The sequence below is a fragment of the Pseudonocardia parietis genome, assembly GCF_017876315.1.
Classification (GTDB): Bacteria; Actinomycetota; Actinomycetes; order Mycobacteriales; family Pseudonocardiaceae; genus Pseudonocardia; species Pseudonocardia parietis.
Genome location: NZ_JAGINU010000001.1, coordinates 4,939,060 through 4,959,698 on the forward strand (window position 1 = coordinate 4,939,060; position 20,639 = coordinate 4,959,698).

Consider the following 20,639-nt stretch of genomic DNA (forward strand, 5'->3'; position numbering starts at 1 on the left):
ACCATGACCGTCTACGACGAGAAGCCCTGGCTCGCGCGCTACGACGCGGGGCAGCCGGCCGACATCGAGCCGGAGTTCGAGAACGCGCTGGCGATGTTCGAGGCGACGGTCGCCCGTACCCCGGGCACCGACGCGATCCGCTACTTCGACGGCCGGATCAGCTTCGCCGAGCTCGACGAGCTGACCGACGCCTTCGCCGCCGCCATCACCGCCGAGGGTTTCCGCGCGGGCGAGCGGGTCGCCGTGTTCACCCAGAACGTCCCGCAGTTCGTCATCGCCCAGATCGGCACCTGGAAGGCCGGCGGCGTCGCCGTGTCGGTCAACCCGATGTACAAGGGACGCGAGCTCACCGAGCTGCTGACCGACTCGGGCGCCACCGTGCTGGTGTGCCTGCAGTCGCTGCACCGCGACGTCGCGGCCGCGGTGCTGCCCGGCACCACCGTCCGCACGGTGATCACCACGTCCGAGCTCGATCTGCAGACCCGCAACGAGCCGGCGGTGTTCGGCGGCATCGAACGCATCGCCTGCCCCGGCACCCTGGACCTGTTCGAGCTGCTCGACCGACACAGGGGCGCCACCCCGCCGCAGGTTCGGCTCGGCCCGGACGACGTGGCGTTCCTGACCTACACCTCCGGCACCACGGGGCCGCCGAAGGGTGCGATGACCACGCACCGCAACGTGGTGTTCAACGCGCAGACCTACCGGGACTGGATCGGGCTCGACGGCGACGACGTCGTGCTCGGCATCGCCCCGCTGTTCCACATCACCGGCCTCGTCGGACACGTCGCGATCTCACTGCTGACCGGGGCGCCGCTGGTACTGATGTACCGGCTCGACCCGGCGCTGACCCTCGACATCGCCGAGGCGCAGGGCGCGACCTTCTCGGTCGGCTCGATCACGGTGTTCATCGCCCTGATGAACGCCCCGAACGCCGAGAAGTCCAAGCTGGCCACCCTGAGGAAGGTCTACTCGGGCGGGGCGCCGATCCCGCCGAGCACGGTGCACGCCTTCCGCGAGGCGTTCGGGCACTACATCCACAACATCTACGGGCTGACCGAGACCACCTCGCCGTCGCACGCCGTGCCGCACGGCGCCGAAGCTCCCGTCGACACGGCCTCGGGGGCGCTCTCGGTCGGGGTGCCCGTCTACAACACCGTCGTGCGGATCGTCGGCGAGGACGGCGACGACCTGCCTCCCGGCGAGGTGGGCGAGCTCGTCACCGCCGGGCCGCAGGTCGTCGCGGGGTACTGGAACAAGCCCGAGGAGACGGCCGCCGCCCTGCCCGGCGGCGCGCTGCACACCGGCGACGTCGGCTACATGGACGCCGAGGGCTGGTTCTACATCGTCGACCGCAAGAAGGACCAGATCAACGCCGGCGGCTACAAGATCTGGCCGCGTGAGGTCGAGGACGTGCTCTACGAACACCCCGCGGTCCGCGAGGCCGCGGTCGTCGGGGTGCCCGACGAGTACCGCGGCGAGACGGTGAAGGCGTTCGTGTCACTCAGGGCGCAGGCGGACGCCACACCGGAGGAGATCATCGCGTTCTGCAAGGAACGGATGGCCGCCTACAAGTACCCGCGCGGGCTCGAGATCCTCGACGAGATCCCGAAGACGGTCAGCGGGAAGGTCCTGCGCCGGGAGCTGCGCTCGCGGTAGTCCGGTGCCGGCCCCTGCAGTCGCCGGGGCCGGCACCGTCCGTCACGCGTTCGCGACCAGGTGCTCGAGCCGGGCCGCGACGTGTGCGCGGGCGGCGTCGGTGCGGGTGGGCAGGTGCCCGGACCCGAACAGCGGCTCGCCGGGCTCGGCGCCGCGCAGCAGCTGACGGGCCAGGGTCTGGCGGTGCACCTCGGTCGGGCCGTCGGCGATCGCCATCACCTGCGCGTCGACCATCATCGCCGCGAACGGCATCTCGTTGGAGATCCCCAGCGCGCCGTGCAGCTGCATCGCCCGCTGGACCACGTCGTGGTAGACCCGCGGCATCGCGACCTTGACCGCGGCGATGTCCTTGCGGACGGCCCGGTAGTCCTGGTGCTGGTCGATCAGCCACGCGGTCCGCAGCAGGAGCAGCCGGAACTGCTCGAGGTCGATCCAGCTCTCCGCGATCTTGTCCTGTGTGGACTGCATCTCGGCGAGCCTGCCGTGCCGGGTGGTCCGGGAGACCGCCCGCTCCAGCATCAGGTCGAACGCCTTGCGCATCTGGGCGATCGTGCGCATGCCGTGGTGGATCCGGCCGCCACCGAGGCGGGTCTGGGCGATCGCGAAGGCCAGACCCCGCTCCCCGAGCAGGTGGTCGGCCGGCACGCGCACCCCCTCGTAACGCAGGTAGGAGTGGCTGGAGTGCTCCGGTGACTCGGTGCCGATGCCGGCGTCGCGCACGATCGTCAGGCCCGGGGTCTCCCGGGGCACGATGAACATCGACATCGCCTGGTGCGGTTCGGCGTCCGGGTCGGTCACCACCATCACGATCAGGAACGACGAGTGCCGCGCGTTCGACGAGAACCACTTCTCGCCGTCGATCACCCAGTCGTCACCGTCGCGCACCGCGCGGGTGGTGAACAGCGTCGGGTCGGCGCCGGCCTGCGGCTCGGTCATCGAGTAGCAGGACGAGATCTCGCCGTCCAGCAACGGCTGCAGGTAGCGCTGCTTCTGCTCCGGCGTGCCGAACCGGGCGAGGATCTCGGCGTTGCCGGAGTCGGGGGCCTGACAGCCGAACACCGACGGCGCCCAGCGCGACCGCCCGAGCAGCTCGTTGAGCAGCGCGAGCCGCACCTGCCCGTACCCCTGACCGCCCAGCTCGGGCCGCAGGTGCGCGGCCCACAGCCCACGCTCGCGGACCTGCTCGCGCAGCGGGGCGACCAGGCGCCGGGCCGTCTCGTCGGCCTTGTCGTAGGGGTCGCCGAGGACCAGGTCGAGCGGTTCGACCTCGTCCCGGACAAAGGCGTCGACCCAGTCCAGCTTCTCCTGGAACTCGGGTTCGGTGCTGAAGTCCCACATCAGAAGTTCCCCTTCGCGGCCCAGCCACCGTCGACCGGGAAGGTCAGTCCGGTCTGGAACGAACCCTCACGGAACAGGTAGGCCACCATCGCGGCGATCTCCTCCGGACGCCCGAGCCGCCGGATCAGGTGCGCGTTCGCGTTCGCCTCGCGCATCTCGTCGGTGATCCCGGCCAGGATCGGGGTGTCGATGGTCCCGGGTGCGATCGCGTTCACCAGCACGCCGCTGTCCGCGTACTCGAAGGCCGCCTGCTGCGTGAGGCCGACGACCCCGCCCTTGGCCGCCGAGTACGACGCCAGGTTGGGCAGTCCCCGCAGCGCGGCCATCGACGCGATGTTGGCGATCCGGCCACCGCCCGCCTCGATCATCTGCGGGATCACCGCGCGCATCCCGAGCCAGACGCCCTTGAGGTCGGTGTCGATCACGGTCTGCCAGGCGTCCTCGGTGAGGTCGACGACCGTGTCCGGGCTCTGCAGGTTCACCACGCCCGCGACGTTCGCGAGCAGGTCGACCCGGCCGTGCTCGGCGACCAGCGCGGAGACGGCACGCTCCCAGTCGGCCGCGCGCCGCACGTCGAGCTCGACGGCCACGGCCCGGCCGCCCTCCTTCTCGGCGAGGGTCACCGTCTCGCCGCAGTCCTGGATGTCGGCGCAGGTCACCCGTGCACCCTCGGCCGCGAGCCGCAGCGCGGTGGCCCGGCCGATGCCCTGCGCGGCCCCGGTCACGATGGCGGTCTTGTCCTGCAGGCCGTCGTTGACGGTCATCGCTGTCCTCCCGATGTGGTGTCCGGGACGCTAGGAACACCCGTGCGGGTGGACAACCGGTCGCCCCGGGCCCGGTTGTCGATGTCTCCAGTGCCTGTCGAGGTCAGGACGCCGCTCCGGCGGCCCGGGTCGCGGGGATCACCGGGCGCCAGGTCCGGACGCCGAGGTCGGCGAGCACCGCGTCCAGCAGCGCCCGGCCCGGCTCGGGCCCGCCGCCGACCGGCGGGTGTCCGAACAGGCCACCGGGCGATCGCCGGTACAGCACGACGCCGCAGCCGTGCCCGGCGACCGCGCTCAGCGCCGTGTCCAGTTCGGACCGGCACGGGCAGTCCCGCGAGCCGAGGACGTCGCCGCAGAGGCACTCGTCGTGCAGGTGGACCAGCACGTCGGCGCGCCCGGCCACCTCCCCGGCGACGAGTGCGAGGTGCTCGCCGCCATCCGGGTACGACCGGTAGCCGACCGCGGCGAACTCGCCGTGCCGGGTCGGCATCCGGCAGCGGACGACGGCCTCGACCAGTGTCTCGGACCGGCGGCGGTGTTCGACCAGCTCGGCGGTCGTGACGACGCCGAGGCCGTGCACCGCGCCGAACGCGGCCAGGTCGGCCTCGTCCGCGATCCGGCCGTCCGCGCGGACGATCTGCGCGAGCACCCCGGCCGGGCGGCAGCCGGCCAGCCGGGCGAGGTCGACCGCGGCCTCCGCGGGACCGGGCTCGGTCAGCACGCCACCCTCGGCCGCGCGCACCCCGGCGACGTGTCCCGGGCGGGTCAGCGCGGCCGGGACGGTCGCCGGGGCGGCGAGCAGGCGGGCGGTGTGCGCGCGGTCCGCGGCCGAGATGCCGGTGGTGATCCCGTCGGCGGCGTCGACCGTCACCGTGAACGCCGGACCCGCACGGCCGCCGCGGACCATCGGCCCGAGACCGAGCCGGTCGCAGTCGTCGCCGGTCAGCGCGACGCAGACGAAGCCGCAGGTGTGCCGGACCACGAACGCCATCGCCCGCCGGTCGACCCGGTCGGCGGCGACGACGAGCGAGCCACCGCCGCCGCGGTCGTCGACGAGGACGACGGGCCGGCCCGCCACGAGCGACCGTGCGGCCCGGTCGAGCCCGCCGGCCACCCGCCCGGGGGCGGTCACCGGGCCACCGCCGGGGTGATCCCCTCGACCTGGAACGCCAGCTGGGCGGCGAGCAACGCGTCGAACCGGCGCATGTCCAACCCGGTCAGGTGCTCGATCCGGCCCAGCCGGTAGCGGACGGTGTTCTCGTGCACCCCGAGCTCCTTCGCGGCCGCGCGCACCTGTGCCCCGGCGGCGAGGTAGCGGCGCAGCGTCTCGACGAGATCACCGCCGGACTCGGAGTCGTTGCGCCGCAGCGGGCCCAGGCACTGCTCGGCGAACCGGACGGCGACGCCCGCCCGGTCCCCGTTGAGCACCAGCCGCAGCGTGCCGAGCTCGCTCACCGGGACGACCTCGGCCGTGCCCCCGAGCGCGTCGACGATGCCGTCGACCTCGCAGGTCTCGGCCAGCGCGGCCGGGAACCCGGGGACGTCGCGGACCGGTCCGGAAACCACCGCCCGCCGGACTCCGGTGGCGGCCGCGACCCCGTCCAGGCCGTCACCCAGCCGCCGGTGCAGCGCCCGCTGCCCCACCGGCGTCGGGTCCCCCGAGAGCTCGACCAGGGCGACGACGGCGTCGGGTTCGGCGAGCACGGCGGGTACCGCCCCGAGCACGGCGCCGAGCGCGGCGGCGACCGCCTCGCGACAGTCCTCGGCGGAGCGCCCGGCGCTCACCGGGAGTCGCACCAGCACGTGCCCCGCGGTCGGATCCAGTCCGACCTGCTCGGCGAGCCGGCGCAGGTCGGACTCGGGGCGGGCGCCGCGCAGCAGGTCGGCCAGCACGTCGTCGCGGTTGCGCGCGACGGCCCGCGCGGTGCGGACCTCCCCGATCCGCTGGACCGAGAGGAGCGCGGCCGCCTGCTCCGCGAGCTGCGAGTCCGCGGTGGTCAGGGCCCGGCCCAGCTCACCGACATCGAGGTAGCCGGCGACGGCGCCCTCGACGACGAGCACCGCGAGCAGGTGCCGGCGGGCCAGTCCGTGCACGGGCACCGGCGGCAGCACCACCGAGCGCTGTGCGGGCCCGAGCCGCGCGGTGGCGCCGGCCAGCGCCGGCAGGGCGAGCGCGGCCGGTGGGAGCGCGGGCGGGCCGTCGAGCCGGAACGCGGCGGGCGCCGACCAGCAGTGCACCCCGAAGTTCTCGTCACGCAGAGCGACCGGCAGACCGAGCAGGCTCGCCACCCGGGCGACCAGCTGCTCGGTGCCTGCGCCGTCGAGCACGGCCTCGGACAGGCCGCCGAGCAGCCGCGGGAGTGGGTCCGACGGCTGTGCGACGACGACCGGGGCGCTTGCGACCACGGGAGCCGGAGCGATCGTGAGAGGTCGTGCCATGACTGCCTGTCACCTCCATTGGTGCCTTGACCCGCTGTGACGTAGGCAACTACCATCGCAGCCCTAACGTTCGTTAGGCAACCCCTCCGTCCCCTTCGAGAGAGGCGAACCGCCATGGATGTCGGTGTCCTGCTTGTCTTCCAGAACTGGCACGAGGACCTGAGCGACGCGGAGATGTTCCGTCAGGAGGCGGAACTCGGCGTGCTGGCCGAGGAGTACGGGTACGACTCGGTCTGGGCCGCCGAGCACCACTTCGACGACTACTCGATGTGCCCGGACAACCTGCAGCTGATGACCTACCTGGCCGGCCGCACGAGCCGGGTCAAGCTGGGTACCGGCGCGGTCATCCTTCCCTGGAACGACCCGCTGCGGGTCGTCGAGAAGGTCACGATGCTCGACATCCTCTCCGAGGGCCGGGCGATCTTCGGGATGGGCCGCGGCCTGGCGAAGATGGAGTACGAGGGCTTCCGCCAGGACATGAACGAGTCGCGCGGCCGGTTCGACGAGGCCGCCCCGTTGATCCTGAGCGGTCTGAAGAACGGCTACGTCGAGAACGAGGGCCCCTTCTACCCGCAGCCGCGGGTCACCGTGCGTCCCGCACCGGAGGCCGGCCGCAGCTGGAACGACCGGCTCTACGGCGTCGCAATGTCGCCGGACTCGGTGCCCGCGGTCGCCAAGGTCGGCGCCCGGATGATGACGTTCATGCAGTACCCGGCCGAGCAGCACGTCCCGGCCATCGAGCGCTACCGCGAGTGCTACCGCGAGGCGCACGGCAGCGAGCCCGGCCCGATCCTCACGCAGGACTTCATCTACTGCCACGAGGACCCGGAGGTCGCCGAGCAGACCGCCCGCGAGTACCTCGCGAAGTACTTCCTCTCCGTGGTCAAGCACTACGACTTCGCCGGCAAGCACTGGCGGGAGACCAAGGGCTACGAGGCCTACCAGGCGGGTGCGGACATGATCCGCGAGGCGGGCATGGAGGCGGCCGCCGCCGGCTACGCCGACACCCAGATCTGGGGCACCCCGGAGCAGATCATCGAGAAGTACCGGCACCGCCTCGAGCTGTTCGGCGACCACCAGCCGAACGTCGCGCCCTCGTTCGCCGGGCTGCCGTTCGACAAGGTGCGGGCCAGCCTGAAGCTCTTCGGCGAGAAGGTCGTCCCCGAGCTGAAGAAGATGGGTGTGAAGGCAACGATCCCGGCCTGACCGGCCCGACGTCGGCGGCCGGCCGGTGTCCCGCCGGTCCGCCGCCGACGCCCACCGACCCCCGGAGGGGGAACGATGACACGGTCTCCGATCATGCGCACCGATCGGAGCGAGGAGGGCCGGCCCGCCCGGGGAAGCGCCCGCAGAGCCGAGATCGTCGCCCTGGCCAGCCGGATGTTCCGGGAACAGGGCTACCACGGCGTCGGCATGCGCGCGCTCGCCGACGCGGCCGGGATGCAGGCCGCGTCGCTCTACCACCACTTCCGCAACAAGGAGGAGCTCCTCCTCGAGACGATCTACGTCGTCGACCGGGACATGATCGTCGAGCAGATGCCCCTGCTCGACGGTCCGGGCTCCCACGCCGAGCGGCTGGTCCTGCTGGTGCGCGCGCACGTCACGCACCTGGGCGCCAACCGCGACGCGTGGTGGGTCGCCGGGCGCGAGCTGCGCGCCCTGTCCCCGGAACGGCTGGAGGCCGTACAGGCCTTCCGCCGCGACTACCAGCGCCGGATCGCCCGGCACCTGGCCGAGGGGGTGGATGCGGGCGAGTTCGACTGCCCGGACCCCCGGCTGGCCTCCCTGGCCATCCTCGATCTGATCAACGGACCCAACGAGTGGTTCGACCCGTCCGGCCGGCTGACGATCGCCGAACTCGCCGACCGGTACGCGGACATGGTCGTCCGCCAGCTGACCCCGATCCGCCCCGCCGAGGGGCGCGACCCGAACCCGAGGTGATCGACGTGAGCACGCCCGAGGACCGCAACAAGCAGACCGTCACCGAGTTCATGGAGGTGTTCTCCGGCGGTGACGTCGATGCCATCCTCGACCGGATGACCGACGACGCCACCTGGTGGGTCGCCGGGAACATCCCGGGGATCTCCGGCACCAAGGACAAGACCGGGTTCAAGGACATGGTGTCCGGGATCGCGGAGTCGACGACCTCCGGCGCGATCCGGCTGACCCCGCTGGCGTTCACCGCCGAGGGCGAGCGGGTGGCGGTGGAGACCGAGTCCTACACCGAGCTCAAGAACGGCCGCATCTACAACAACATCTACCACTTCCTGTTCACCGTGCGGGACGGGAAGATCGCGGGGGTCAAGGAGTACCTGGACACCGAGCACACCACCGCGGTGTTCGTCGCCCCCTGACACACACACGAGAACGCCCCCGCAACGGTCCGTTGCGGGGGCGTTTCCGTGTCGCGTGTCGCCGGGGCGCTCTCGCCGGGGAGCTCAGCCCGCCTGCCGCCGGGGCCGGGGAGCCCCGAAGGAGGCCAGCAGACCGCCGTCGACGGCGACCGTCGAGCCGGTCATGTAGCTCGCCCCGGCCACCGCCCACACCACGTCGGCGATCTCCTCCGGCCGGCCGGGGCGGCCCAGCGGGATCCCGTCCACGACCGTCTCTCTCGAGCTCTCCGAGATACCGGCCGTCATCGTGGTGTCCACGAAGCCCGGGACGACCAGGTTCACCCGCACCCCGTGCGGGGCCAGCTCCATCGCCAGGGTCTGCGTCAGGCCGGACAGCCCGGCCTTCGCCGAGCCGTACGCGACGTCGCCCGGGTAGCCGCGCAGCCCGACGACCGCCCCGATGTTGATCACGACGGCGCCCGGCGACAGCAACCGGCGGGCCCCGCGTGCGACACGGAACGCGCCGGTCAGGTTGGTCGTGAGGACCTCGTCCCAGGCGTCGTCGGTGAGCCTGTCCAGCCGCCCGCCCCGGTGCACCCCGGCGGCCTGGACCAGCACGTCGACCGCCCCCGAGACCTCCTCGACAGCGGCGAGCGCACGCTGCACCGAACCGGCGTCGGCGATGTCGGCCGGGACCGGGAGCACCCGGTCCCGCACGGCGGCGGGCCAGCTCTGCGGGTCCACCGAGCGGGCGAGCACGTGCACGGTGTCGCCCTCGGCGAGGGCACGGTCGGTGACGGCCCGCCCGATCCCGCGCGAGCCGCCCGTCACCACCCAGGTCCGCCCCACCGTCAGGTTCCCGAACCGGCCAGGAACCCCAGCAGCTCGGTGCGGTAGGTCTCGCCGTCCTCCAGGAACGGTGCGTGGCCGCAGCCACCGAACTCGACCAGCCGGGCGTCCGGGAACAGGGTGCGCGATGCGGCCACCGCGTCGAAGGAGACGAAACCGTCCTCCCGGCCGCACAGCAGCAGCACCGGCCGGTCGATGGCCGGCAGGATGTCGCGCTGGTCGATCTGCGCGAGGTCGCGCAGGGTGGCGTCGGCGCCCGGGCCGGCCTCCAGGAACGCCTGCCAGATGGACTGCACCACGGGCTCGCCGACCGGCTTCACGCAGACCGAGTCGGCGACCGCGCGGAACGTGCCGGGCCGGTCGGCGGCCAGGCCCGCGAGCACGCCCTCGACGTCGGCGGGCGTGCCGCCGTAGGGCCAGCCCTCGGCGGAGGTGTAGCGCGGGGTCGCGCCACCGGTGAGCACCAGTCCGCCGAGGTTCGCGCCGAGCCGGCGGGCGGCCTCGACGACGACGGCGCCGCCGAGCGACCACCCGTTCAGCACCGGCTCGCGCAGGCCGAGGTGCTCGACCAGGGCGACCACGTCGGAGGCGATCGCCCCGATCGAGGTGTCGGCGAAGTCCTTGTCCGAGCGTCCGCACGCGCGGTGCTCGATCGTGGTGACCGAGTACCCGGCGGCGAGCAGCGCGGTCAGCGTCGTGTCCCAGCAGCGCGCGTTCGCGGCCCAGCCGTGCACCAGCACGACCGGTCGTCCGGCTCCCGCGTGGTGTTCGTAGTAGACGTGCTTGCCGTTCTCCACCTCGAGGAACGCCATGTCGATCACTCCTTACCGGTCGTCTCGGCGTACTGCGTGCGCAGCCGCCGTTTGTCCGTTTTTCCGACGCTCGTGCGGGGCAGGGCGTCGACCGTGACGACGTTCTCGGGCAGCCACCACCGTGGCACCCGGCCGCCGAGCCGGGTCAGCAGCTGCTCCCCGCTCGCCCGGCACCCCCGCTCCAGGACGACGACCGCGAGCGGCCGTTCCTGCCACCGGCGGTGCGGCACCGCGACGACCGCCGCGTCGGCGACGTCGGGGTCGGCGAGCAGCGCCTCCTCCAACGCCGTCGAGCTGATCCACTCACCGCCGCTCTTGATCAGGTCTTTGGCCCGGTCGACGATCCGCAGCCGGCCGCCCGGGTCGATCGTGGCGACGTCGCCGGTGCGCAGCCAGCCGTCGACGAACCGGTCGGGGGCCTCACCGAGGTAGTACGACGTGGCCACCCAGGGCCCGCGCACCAGCAGCTCCCCGGACGCGACGCCGTCGTGGGGCAGGTCGGCGCCGTCGTCGTCGACGATCCGCCACTGCAGTCCCGGTAGCAGCCGCCCCTGGCCGCGGGTGCGCCGGTAGTGGTCCTCGTCGTCCGCGGGCGGTTCGATGTCGCGGGTGAAGGTCGCCATCGGCGAGATCTCGGTCATCCCCCAGCCCTGGAACACGGGCACGCCGAGCTCCTCCCAGCCCCGGATCAGCTCCAGCGACGGTGTCGACCCGCCCAGCACGAGGGCGCGCACCGAGGAGAGGTCCGTGCCGTCACGTCGCACGTGTTCGAGCAGGTCGGTCGCCACGGTCGGGACCATGCCGAGGTAGGTCACGCGCTCGCGCGCCACGATCCGCGCGATCTCCGGCACGCTCGGGTGCGGACCGGGCAGGACCTGCTTCGCACCGGCCATCGTCGCCGCGAACGGCACACCCCACGCGTTGGCGTGGAACAACGGCACGACGTGCAGGACGGTGTCGCGGCCGGAGATCGCGTGCCCGTCGGCCAGGCAGGCGGCGAAGGTGTGCAGGTAGAGACCGCGGTGGGTGTAGCCGACACCTTTCGGGCGGCCGGTCGTGCCGGAGGTGTAGCAGAGCACGGCGAGATCGTGCTCGGAACGCTCCGGCGCGGCCGTCACCGGCGGGCCGTGGGCGACGAGCTCCTCGTAGGCGTCGCCGGAGTCGAGCACGCCCAGCTCCGGGTCGACCCCGTCGAGCAGGTGCATCAGGTCCGCGTCGGCGATGATCAGCCGGTCGTCGGCGTGCCCGGCGATGTAGGCGATCTCCTCCGCCGACAGCCGCAGGTTCAGCGTGTGCAGCACCGCCCCGGCCAGCGGGACCGCCGCATAGAGCTCGAGATGCCGGTGGTGGTTCCAGCACAGCGACCCCACCCGGTCCCCCGGCCGCACCCCGAGCCGCCGCAGCGCGCCGGCGATCCGGGTGACCCGCTCCCAGTACCGGGCGTAGTCGTAGCGGATCACCTCCTCGCCGCGGACGTAGCCGACGATCTCGCGGTGCGGGTGGTGGCGGCGCGCCCGGTCGGCGAACTCGGTGACGAGCAGTTCGGTCACGATCCCGCCCGCACCCGCTCCCGCAGCGCGGGGACGACCTTGTCCGCGAGGTACGCGATCCGCTCCGAGCCGCTGTCCACCGGCTCACCGGGAAGCATCGCCCAGAAGTGCACGTCGCGGATCTGCGGCGTCGTGCGCAGCATCTCGGAGTAGTGGGTGATCGCGGCCTCGGCGTCCATCAGCTGGTAGGCCCCGGCCTCGATGATCTGTGCCGGGTCGGTGAAGCGCGGCGTCGACTCCGGCGGGCCGAACGCGCCCCAGGAGATGTACTCGTTGAGCTGGTAGAGCGCGTGCTGCCCGATCTGCGACCAGACCTTCTCCGGGTCCTCGGCGACGATCGCCCACTGCCCGGCGTAGATCCGGGCGTCGGCGACCGGGCGCCCGAGCCGTTCGAGCGCGTCGAGGTAGCTGCGGTGGTGCGCGTTCTGGGTGGAGAGGAAGCCGTCGCCGATGCGGGCGGCCCGCTCGATCGCGGGGTCGGCCATCGCCCCGACCAGCAGCTGCGGTGTCGACTCGGGCACCGGGGTCACCGGCAGCGCGGGCAGCCGGTACCGCTTGCCCTCGTGTGGCTCCGCGGATCCCGACCAGGCGCGCCGGATGACCTCGATGCCCTCCTCGAGCAGGCTCGGCCGCTGGGTGATCTTCTTCCCGAACGCCTCGAACTCGCGCACCCAGTAGCCCTGGCCGACGCCGAGGTCGAAGCGGCCGCCGGAGAGCAGCGACAGGGTCGCGGAGTCCTCGGCGAGGCGGACCGGGTCGTGCAGCGGCGAGACGATCAGGTTGGTGCCGATCCGCATCCGGGAGGTCCGCTGCGCGATCGCGGATCCGAGCACGAACGGGGACGGGCTGTAGCCGTCGTCGCAGAAGTGGTGCTCGGTCAGCCAGACCGAGTCGAGCCCCTTCTGCTCGGCCCAGCCGATCTGGTCGAGGACCTCGGAGTAGAACGAGCCGAACGACCGCTGCGGGTCGGGATTGCGGAAGTCGTACCACAGGCCGAAGGCCGGACCGGGCTGGGCAGGCGTCTCGCTCTGGCTCGTCATGCGGGCACTCTGGCCGTCGCCGTGATCGTTGTCACCCATGGTGCTCGGCGGTCGTTGTGGACTCTTTCAAACGCCGCCCTCGTGCGCCATGCAACCCGGTGACGGGTGGTGCCGCGGCCCGTAGCGTGCCCGGGGTGGTGATCTCGACGCAGCCGGACTGGCTCTCCACCGACGTCGTCGACCTGGCGGCGCTGACCCGGTGGGGGAACCGGGAGGGCCTCTTCGGCGCCGTCTCCGACATCACCCGGATCGGCGGCGGCACCCAGAACGTGGTGCTCCGTCTGCGCTGGGACGGGCGCGACCTCGTACTGCGCCGCCCGCCCGAGCACCCGCGCCCCGGCAGCGACAAGACGCTGCTGCGCGAGATCCGGGTGCTGTCCGCGCTGGCCGGCACGGATGTGCCGCACCCCGGTTTCGTCGCCGGCTGCACCGACACCGACGTGCTGGGCGTGGTCTTCTACCTGATGGAGGCCGTCGACGGCGACAACCCGGGCGAGGAGCTCGGCGAGCCGTACCGCAGCGACGCGGATGCCCGCCACCGCGCGGCGCTGGACACCGCGACCGCGGTCGCCCGGCTCGCCGCCGTCGACCACGAGGCCATCGGTCTCGGCGATCTCGGCCGCCCGGCGGGCTTCCTCGAGCGTCAGGTCCCCCGGTGGCTGGACCACCTCGCGTCCTACGACCAGGTCGCCGAGTACCGCGGCAACCGGCTGCCGCACGTCGCCGAACTCGCCGACTGGCTGCGCGAGCACCAACCCGAGCAGTCGTGTCCCGGGCTGGTGCACGGGGACTACCACCTCAACAACGTGCTGCTCGATCCCGTGACGCCGCGGGTCGCCGCCATCGTCGACTGGGAGATGTGCACGATCGGCGACCCGCTGCTCGACCTGGGCTGGCTGCTGGTCACCTGGCCCGAGGGCGCGGACCCCGCCGCCCTCACCGGCGGCCCGCTCGCGGACCTGGGCGGGCTGCCGGGGCGTGCGGAGCTGATCGAGGCCTACGCCGCGCACAGCGACCGGGACCTGTCCGCGATCGAGTGGTACACCGTGCTCGCCGGGTTCAAGCTCGCCATCGTGATCGAGGGGACCTACGCCCGGTCCCTGGCCGGCGAGGCCGACCCGGAGGTGGGGCTGCGCCTGCACCGCGCAGCCGTAGCCCGCCTGGAGTACGCCGCCACCCTGGCTCGCTGACCCGCTGACCCAGGGCCCGAACGGGGGTGATCGCCGTTCGACTGCGGATCGGTGCCACGGATGGCACCGATCGGCACGCATCGGATGATCTCTCCCCGCCGGCTACGGCGGAACCTGGCTCGCCGGCTACGGCGGCACCGGATCTGCCGGCTACGACGGCACCGAGTCCGCCGAGCTCGCGGCCTCGGTCGCGAGCTCGTCCAGGTGGGCCAGCGAGTTCACCAGGTGATCCCGCGGGAACGGCGGGAACTCGATGTACTCGCGTACCGGGGCCGGCACCGCCGACCAGTCGAAGGTCAGCGTCACCTCGGTCGCCCCGTCCGTGGCCGGGGCGAGGTCGTAGCGCCACACCCAGCCGCCGAAGCCGAGCGTGCCCGTCCCGTCGTCCTGCCCCGGCTGCCAGGCGATCGCCCGGGGCGGGTCGAGCACCTCGACCCGGTTGGCCATCTCGTAGTGCCCGGCCGGGTGGTTGGCGTGGTACATCGCGATCCGGAACACCTGCCCGCGGTCCGTGATCCGCTCCCCGTCGAGCGACTCGCGCACCCATCCGGTGCCGTCGATCGCGGCGTGCCGGGACGGGTCGGTGAGCACGGCGAACACACTCTCCGGTGCTGCACCGATCGTCCGGGTCACGGCCATGGTCTCGTCGCTCATCGTCGAACCTCCAGCTCGTCGGGTCGCGGTCGTTCCGCATCCCCCGGGAGTACCGACCGGGAGCGGCACCGCGACTCATCGCCGGCCCAGGATGTCGCGGCGACTGTGATTTGCCACACGGCTCGGGGCGGCGCACCATCGTCGTGGTCCCTGCGCAACGGGTGCCGGGACGACCACGACGCAGGGCACGGTGATCGAGCGTGGCCACGACGACCCCCACTCCCATCGAGATCCCGGCACGCCCGCGGGCGGGCAAGGGGTCACGGTTCCTGAGGATGCTGGGGACGACAGACCCGAAGGACATCGCGATCCTCTACCTGGTCACGTCGTTCGGCTTCTTCATGGCCGGTGGGGCGATGGCGTTGCTGATCCGGGCCGAGCTCGCCCGCCCGGAGCTGCAGTTCCTCTCGACCGAGCAGTACAACCAGCTGTTCACCCAGCACGGCACGATCATGCTGCTGCTCTACGCGACACCGATCCTGTTCGGATTCGCGAACTACATCCTGCCGCTGCAGATCGGCGCCCCGGACGTCGCGTTCCCGCGGCTCAACGCCTTCTCCTACTGGTTGTTCCTGTTCGGTGGGCTGATCGTGCTGTCCGCCTTCGTGACGCCGGGCGGTGCACCGGACTTCGGCTGGTTCGCCTACACCCCGCTGTCGAGCGCGACCTACTCACCGGGCGTCGGCGGGGACCTCTGGGCGTCCGGGCTGATCGTCTCCGGACTGGGCACGATCCTCGGGGCGGTCAACATGCTCACGACGATCATCTGCCTGCGGGCACCCGGAATGACGATGTTCCGGATGCCGATCTTCACCTGGAACATCCTCTTCACCTCGATCCTCATCCTGGTCGCGTTCCCGATCCTGACCGCCGCCCTGTTCGGCCTGCTGGCCCAGCGCCACCTGGACGCCCAGATCTACGACCCCGACAACGGCGGGGTGATTCTCTGGCAGCACCTGTTCTGGTTCTTCGGCCATCCCGAGGTCTACATCGTGGCGCTGCCGTTCTGGGGGATCGTGACCGAGATCTTCCCGGTGTTCAGCCGCAAACCGCTGTTCGGCTACAAGAGCCTGATCTTCGCCAGCGTCGCCGTCACCGTGCTGTCGCTCGTGGTCTGGGCGCACCACATGTACGCCACCGGAGCGGTACTCCTCGCGTTCTTCTCACTGATGACGTTCCTGATCGCGATTCCGACCGGGATCAAGTTCGTCAACTGGATCGGCACCCTCTGGCGCGGCAAGCTCACCTTCGAGACACCGATGCTGTTCGCGCTCGGGTTCCTGGCCACGTTCCTGTTCGGCGGAGTGACCGGCGTGCTGCTCGCCATGCCGCCGGTCGGGTTCCACGTGTCGGACACCTACTTCGTGGTCGCGCACTTCCACTACGTCCTGTTCGGCACGATCGTGTTCGCGACCTTCGGCGGGGTCTACTTCTGGTTCCCGAAGATGACCGGCCGGTTCCTGGGCGAGACCCTCGGCAAGATCCACTTCTGGCTGACCTTCGTCGGTTTCCACCTGACGTTCCTGGTGCAGCACTGGCTGGGCAACGAGGGCTACCCGCGTCGCTACGCCGACTACCTGCCTACCGACGGGTTCACCGCGCTGAACATGATCTCCTCGATCGGCGCGTTCGTGCTCGGTGCCTCGATGCTGCCCTTCCTCTACAACGTGTTCCACAGCTACCGGTTCGGCCGGGCGGTCACCGTCGACGACCCGTGGGGCTTCGGGAACTCGCTGGAGTGGGCGACCTCCTGCCCGCCGCCCCGGCACAACTTCACCGAGCTGCCCCGGATCCGCTCCGAACGCCCGGCGTTCGACCTGCACTACCCGCACCTGGCCGAGCGGGCCCGCGCCGAGGCCCACGCCGGGAGCAAGAAGCCGCAGGCGGCCGAGGTCGCCTCGCAGAAGGTGGGCAAGGAGGCGCAACCGGACGACGACCCCCGCTCGGTCTAGACACCGGCCGGCCGGCTCCCTCAGCCGCCCAAGCGCCGCACCGACTCACCCACCCGACCGCCGCACCGACTACCCAGCCGCGGCACCGACTCACCCGCCCGACCGCGGAATCGACTCATCCGCCCAACCGCGGTACCGACTCACCCGCCCAACCGCCCGTGGAAGGCCCGGATGTGCGCCTCGATCCGGTCGGCCGCGAGGTCACCCTCGCCGTCGGCGAGCGCGGCGTGGATCTCGTGATGCTCGGCCCGCAGCCGCGCCCGCAGCGGCGGCCAGTCGCCGTCGCCGTACATCGCGTCGAGCAGGGTGCCGCGCACGGACTCGCGGATCGCCGTCGTCAGCTCCCCCACCAGGCGGTTCCCGGCGGCCTCGGCGATCGCGACGTGGAAGGCGGCGTCCGCCTCACCGAACGCTGCCCGGTCGAGGTCGGCGTCCATCTCCTCCAGCGTCGCGCGGATCCGCAACAGCCCGGCCGCGGTGTGCCGGCGGGCGGCCAGCCCCGCGGAGAACCGCTCGAGCATCACCCGGGCCTCGGTGACGTCGTCGAACGGGAACGAATCGACGGCCAGGTGCAGCCGCAGCACCCGGCCGAGCGCCCGCGCCGGCGCCGGGACGACGACGGTGCCGGAGTCCGTGCCGGTGCCGACCTGCGAACGGATCACGCCCTGGGCCTGCAGCACCCGCAGCGCCTCGCGCACGGCCTGGCGGCTCGCGCCCAGCCGCGCCGCGAGCTCGCGCTCCGGGGGCAGCCGGTCACCCGGGCGCCACTCCCCCGACGTCAGGCGCTGCTCGACGTACTCCAGCACCATCTCGTAGGTGGCCGGGCGCGCACTGCGGGTGTCGGTCACGTCGTCCCCCTGAGGCCGGCGGTCGCCGAAGCATCGGCTTCGAGGTTGTCCTGGTCCGACCATAGCGCTACCTTGGTCCGACCACACCCCCTCCGCCCACCACGTCACCGGAGGTTCCATGCCACGCGTCGGCCTGATGGTCACCTGTCTCAACGACGCCCTGTTCCCGGACACCGGCAAGGCCGTCGTCACCCTGCTCCGGCGGCTCGGTGTCGACGTCGAGTTCCCCACCGCGCAGACCTGCTGCGGGCAGCCGATGGTCAACACCGGCTACTTCGCCGACGCGGTCCCACTGGTCCGCAACCACCTCGACGCCTTCGCCGGGTACGACGCGATCATCACGCCGTCCGGCTCCTGCGCCGGGTCGGTGCGCCACCAGCACGGCCTGGTCGCCGAACGTTCCGGCGACCCCGGCCTGGTGCGCGGCGTGGAGAACGCCCCGCCGGCCTACGAGCTGACCGAGTACCTGGTCGACGTGCTCGGGGTGACCGACGTCGGCGCGTACTTCCCGCACCGGGTCACCTACCACCCGACGTGTCACTCGCTGCGGATGCTGGGCGTCGGTGACCGGCCGGACCGGCTGCTGCGCGCGGTACGCGGGCTGACCCTGCTCGACCTGCCCGGCGCCGCCGAGTGCTGCGGGTTCGGCGGGACGTTCGCGGTGAAGAACGCCGAGACCTCGATCGCGATGGGCAACGACAAGGCCCGCCACGTCCGCGGGACCGGCGCCGAAGTGCTCGTCGCAGGCGACAACTCCTGCCTGATGCACGTCGGCGGGCTGCTGTCGCGGCAGCGCTCCGGGATGCGGGTGATGCACCTGGCCGAGATCCTCGCCTCCACCGAGCCGGTGATCGAAGGCCGCGAGGAGCGGGCGGCCGACCCGACGAGTGCCGGCAGCGCGACCCCGCAGACGCCGGAGGTGGCCCGATGAGCGCCACCTTCCTCGGTACCCCGGCGTTCCCCACCGCCGCCCGGGCCGCGCTGGAGGACTCCCAGCTGCGCCGCAACCTCGCCCACGCGACCGGCACCATCCGGACCAAGCGGGCCGGCGTGGTCGGCGAGGTCGACGAGTGGGAGCAGCTGCGCCTGGCCGGTGAGGCGGTCAAGGAGCGGGTGCTGCGGCACCTGCCCGACTACCTCGAGCAGCTCGAACGCTCGCTGACCGCGGCCGGCGCCACCGTGCACTGGGCCCGCGACGCCGACGAGGCCAACGCGATCGTCGTCGACATCGCCCGCCGGCACGGCACCGACGAGGTCGTCAAGGTCAAGTCGATGACCACCCAGGAGATCGAGCTCAACGAGGCGCTCGAGGCCGCCGGCATCAGCGCCTGGGAGACCGACCTGGCCGAGCTGATCGTGCAGCTCGGCGACGACCTGCCCAGCCACATCCTCGTCCCGGCGATCCACCGCAACCGCGCCGAGATCCGGGAGATCTTCCTGCGGGAGATGGGCCGGGCCGGGCGCGCGGCACCGGCCGACCTGACCGACGAACCCGCACAGCTCGCCGCCGCGGCCCGGGAGCACCTGCGGGAGAAGTTCCTGCGGGCGAAGGTCGCGGTGTCCGGGGCGAACTTCGCGGTCGCCGAGACCGGCACGCTGACCGTCGTCGAATCCGAGGGCAACGGCCGGATGTGCCTGACCCTGCCCGAGGTGCTCGTCTCGGTCGTCGGCATCGAGAAGGTGCTGCCGACCTTCCAGGACCTCGACGTGATGCTGCAGCTGCTGCCGCGCTCGTCGACCGGTGAGCGGATGAACCCCTACACCTCGACGTGGACCGGCGTCACCCCCGGCGACGGGCCGCAGGAGGTGCACGTGGTGCTGCTGGACAACGGCCGTACCGACGTCCTCGCCGACCCGACCGGGCGCCAGGCGCTGCGCTGCATCCGCTGCTCGGCCTGCCTCAACGTGTGCCCGGTCTACGAGCGCACCGGTGGGCACGCCTACGGCTCGGTCTACCCCGGCCCGATCGGCGCGATCCTCACCCCGCAGCTGCGGGGCGTCGGGTCCGATCCGCAGACCGACTCGCTGCCGTACGCCTCCAGCCTGTGCGGGGCCTGCTTCGAGGTCTGTCCGGTGCGCATCGACATCCCCGAGGTACTGGTGCACCTGCGCGGCGAGGTCGTCGAGGCACACCAGAAGGCGTCGCGGTTCCCGTCGGTGCAGGACATGGCGATGAAGGCGGCGTCGTGGACGCTGTCCTCGGCCGCGCGTACCGGGGTGGCCGAGAAGGCCGCCGGGTTCGGCGGCAGGCTCGCCGCGAAGCTGGGCCGGCCCGCTCCCGGCGGGCGCACCGTGCTGGGCGCGATGCCCGGCCCGGCGAGCGCCTGGTCCGACTCCCGGGACGTCCCCGTCCCGGCCGCGGAGTCGTTCCGGTCCTGGTGGGAGCGGACGGACGGCGGTCGGAGCGGGGCCGGCGAGAGCGACCGCGGTCGGAACCGGGCTGTCGAGGGCGACGGCGATCGGAGCGGGACCATCGGCACAGAGGGCGATCGGAGCCGGCCTGCCGAGACCGACGGTGAGAGGGACGAGTCATGAGCGCTCGGGAGGCGATCCTCGCGAAGGCCCGCCGGGCACTGACCGACGTGCCGGACGTCGAGCCCGTGCTGGACGTCCCGGTCGTCCGGCCGGCGCCGGACCGCGACCACACGCGGGAGGAGATCGTGGACCTGTTCGACGAGCGGGTCGCGGACTACCGCGCCGTCGTCGAGCGGGCCACCGTCCTCACCGCCGCCGACGCGGTCGCGGGTGCGCTCGCCGGGCGTGCCCCGCAGGCCGGGCTCGGTCCGCTGCGGATCCTGGTGCCGCCGGGCTTCCCGGAGGCGCTGGTCCCCGGCGACGTCGAGGTGGTCCACGACGGGCCGGACGTCTCGGTGTCCGAGCTGGACCGCTGCGACGGCGTGCTGTCGACGGCGGCGATCGGCATCGCGGAGACCGGCACGATCATCCTCGACCACGGTGAGGGGCAGGGCCGCCGGGCGGCGACACTGGTCCCCGATCTGCACGTCTGCGTGATCCGGACCGACCAGGTCGTGCCCGGGGTGGCCGAGGCGGTCGCCGCGCTCGATCCGGCCCGCCCACACACCTGGATCAGCGGCCCGAGCGCGACCAGCGACATCGAGCTGGACCGGGTGGAGGGTGTGCACGGCCCACGGACCCTGCACGTGCTGATCGTGGAGGCCTGATCGGACTGGGTGATCGGGCTGGGTGATCGGGC

19 protein-coding genes are annotated in these 20,639 nt (G+C 72.4%); 9 read left to right on the forward strand and 10 right to left on the reverse strand.

What is annotated here, in order from left to right; all coding sequences use genetic code 11:
• The first annotated feature begins 3 nt into the window (after nucleotides 1-3).
• Complete coding sequence (locus JOF36_RS23170; RefSeq protein ID WP_210030736.1) at nucleotides 4-1,656, forward strand: class I adenylate-forming enzyme family protein; 1,653 nt, start codon at nucleotides 4-6, stop codon at nucleotides 1,654-1,656.
• A 42-nt stretch (nucleotides 1,657-1,698) separates the two neighbouring features.
• Here JOF36_RS23170 and JOF36_RS23175 read toward each other — a convergent pair whose 3' ends face one another.
• The 4 genes from JOF36_RS23175 to JOF36_RS23190 form a co-directional block, all read right to left on the reverse strand.
• Nucleotides 1,699-2,994, reverse strand: a complete 1,296-nt coding sequence (locus JOF36_RS23175; protein ID WP_210030738.1) for an acyl-CoA dehydrogenase family protein — start codon at nucleotides 2,992-2,994, stop codon at nucleotides 1,699-1,701.
• Nucleotides 2,994-3,758 carry an SDR family NAD(P)-dependent oxidoreductase gene (locus JOF36_RS23180; RefSeq protein WP_210030739.1) on the reverse strand — a complete coding sequence of 255 codons (765 nt, stop codon included), beginning with the start codon at nucleotides 3,756-3,758 and terminating at the stop codon, nucleotides 2,994-2,996. Before JOF36_RS23180 ends, JOF36_RS23175 begins: the two co-directional genes overlap by 1 nt.
• 103 nt (nucleotides 3,759-3,861) lie before the next feature.
• Nucleotides 3,862-4,890, reverse strand: a complete 1,029-nt coding sequence (locus tag JOF36_RS41035; RefSeq protein WP_210030741.1) for a 3,4-dihydroxy-2-butanone-4-phosphate synthase — start codon at nucleotides 4,888-4,890, stop codon at nucleotides 3,862-3,864.
• Nucleotides 4,887-6,197, reverse strand: a complete 1,311-nt coding sequence (locus JOF36_RS23190) for a PucR family transcriptional regulator (protein ID WP_210030743.1) — start codon at nucleotides 6,195-6,197, stop codon at nucleotides 4,887-4,889. The genes JOF36_RS41035 and JOF36_RS23190 overlap by 4 nt, the downstream gene beginning before the upstream one ends.
• A gap of 114 nt (nucleotides 6,198-6,311) precedes the next feature.
• Between JOF36_RS23190 and JOF36_RS23195 the strand changes: the two genes are divergently transcribed.
• The 3 genes from JOF36_RS23195 to JOF36_RS23205 all read left to right on the forward strand — a co-directional run bounded on the left by JOF36_RS23195 (nucleotide 6,312) and on the right by JOF36_RS23205 (nucleotide 8,551).
• A complete protein-coding gene (locus JOF36_RS23195; protein ID WP_210030745.1) occupies nucleotides 6,312-7,403 on the forward strand; it encodes an LLM class flavin-dependent oxidoreductase in 1,092 nt (363 codons plus the stop codon).
• 93 nt (nucleotides 7,404-7,496) lie between these two features.
• On the forward strand, nucleotides 7,497-8,138 hold the full coding sequence (locus JOF36_RS23200; protein WP_210030747.1) for a TetR/AcrR family transcriptional regulator: 642 nt from the start codon (nucleotides 7,497-7,499) through the stop codon (nucleotides 8,136-8,138).
• 5 nt (nucleotides 8,139-8,143) lie between these two features.
• Nucleotides 8,144-8,551: a nuclear transport factor 2 family protein gene (locus JOF36_RS23205; RefSeq protein ID WP_210030749.1), complete on the forward strand. Its 408-nt coding sequence runs from the start codon at nucleotides 8,144-8,146 to the stop codon at nucleotides 8,549-8,551.
• 84 nt (nucleotides 8,552-8,635) lie between these two features.
• Here the strand turns inward: JOF36_RS23205 and JOF36_RS23210 are convergent, their stop codons facing one another.
• The 4 genes from JOF36_RS23210 to JOF36_RS23225 are packed head-to-tail and all read right to left on the reverse strand — an operon-like array spanning nucleotide 8,636 to nucleotide 12,781.
• Nucleotides 8,636-9,379, reverse strand: coding sequence for an SDR family NAD(P)-dependent oxidoreductase (locus tag JOF36_RS23210; protein ID WP_307862549.1), 744 nt, complete (start codon nucleotides 9,377-9,379; stop codon nucleotides 8,636-8,638).
• Between the two features lie 2 nt (nucleotides 9,380-9,381).
• Nucleotides 9,382-10,191 carry an alpha/beta fold hydrolase gene (locus JOF36_RS23215; protein ID WP_245350952.1) on the reverse strand — a complete coding sequence of 270 codons (810 nt, stop codon included), beginning with the start codon at nucleotides 10,189-10,191 and terminating at the stop codon, nucleotides 9,382-9,384.
• 5 nt (nucleotides 10,192-10,196) lie between these two features.
• Entirely contained in the window at nucleotides 10,197-11,741 is a 1,545-nt protein-coding gene (locus JOF36_RS23220) for a long-chain-fatty-acid--CoA ligase (protein ID WP_210030751.1), read from the reverse strand.
• Nucleotides 11,738-12,781 (reverse strand): LLM class flavin-dependent oxidoreductase, encoded by a 1,044-nt coding sequence (locus tag JOF36_RS23225; RefSeq protein ID WP_210030752.1) that lies wholly within the window; start codon nucleotides 12,779-12,781, stop codon nucleotides 11,738-11,740. The genes JOF36_RS23220 and JOF36_RS23225 overlap by 4 nt, the downstream gene beginning before the upstream one ends.
• A 134-nt stretch (nucleotides 12,782-12,915) precedes the next feature.
• Between JOF36_RS23225 and JOF36_RS23230 the strand changes: the two genes are divergently transcribed.
• On the forward strand, nucleotides 12,916-13,971 hold the full coding sequence (locus tag JOF36_RS23230) for a phosphotransferase family protein (RefSeq protein WP_210030753.1): 1,056 nt from the start codon (nucleotides 12,916-12,918) through the stop codon (nucleotides 13,969-13,971).
• A gap of 150 nt (nucleotides 13,972-14,121) precedes the next feature.
• Here JOF36_RS23230 and JOF36_RS23235 read toward each other — a convergent pair whose 3' ends face one another.
• Nucleotides 14,122-14,625, reverse strand: coding sequence for an SRPBCC family protein (locus tag JOF36_RS23235; RefSeq protein WP_210030754.1), 504 nt, complete (start codon nucleotides 14,623-14,625; stop codon nucleotides 14,122-14,124).
• A gap of 275 nt (nucleotides 14,626-14,900) precedes the next feature.
• Between JOF36_RS23235 and ctaD the strand changes: the two genes are divergently transcribed.
• Nucleotides 14,901-16,577, forward strand: a complete 1,677-nt coding sequence (ctaD, locus tag JOF36_RS23240) for an aa3-type cytochrome oxidase subunit I (RefSeq protein ID WP_210030755.1) — start codon at nucleotides 14,901-14,903, stop codon at nucleotides 16,575-16,577.
• 140 nt (nucleotides 16,578-16,717) lie between these two features.
• Here ctaD and JOF36_RS23245 read toward each other — a convergent pair whose 3' ends face one another.
• Entirely contained in the window at nucleotides 16,718-17,425 is a 708-nt protein-coding gene (locus JOF36_RS23245; RefSeq protein ID WP_307862550.1) for a FadR/GntR family transcriptional regulator, read from the reverse strand.
• A 118-nt stretch (nucleotides 17,426-17,543) separates the two neighbouring features.
• Between JOF36_RS23245 and JOF36_RS23250 the strand changes: the two genes are divergently transcribed.
• From JOF36_RS23250 to JOF36_RS23260, 3 genes are read left to right on the forward strand one after another with little or no spacing between them, the layout of a single operon-like run.
• Nucleotides 17,544-18,356: a (Fe-S)-binding protein gene (locus tag JOF36_RS23250; protein ID WP_210030757.1), complete on the forward strand. Its 813-nt coding sequence runs from the start codon at nucleotides 17,544-17,546 to the stop codon at nucleotides 18,354-18,356.
• Nucleotides 18,353-19,960: a LutB/LldF family L-lactate oxidation iron-sulfur protein gene (locus tag JOF36_RS23255; protein WP_210030758.1), complete on the forward strand. Its 1,608-nt coding sequence runs from the start codon at nucleotides 18,353-18,355 to the stop codon at nucleotides 19,958-19,960. Before JOF36_RS23250 ends, JOF36_RS23255 begins: the two co-directional genes overlap by 4 nt.
• On the forward strand, nucleotides 19,957-20,607 hold the full coding sequence (locus tag JOF36_RS23260; protein ID WP_210030761.1) for a LutC/YkgG family protein: 651 nt from the start codon (nucleotides 19,957-19,959) through the stop codon (nucleotides 20,605-20,607). The genes JOF36_RS23255 and JOF36_RS23260 overlap by 4 nt, the downstream gene beginning before the upstream one ends.
• The last annotated feature ends 32 nt before the right edge of the window (nucleotides 20,608-20,639 follow it).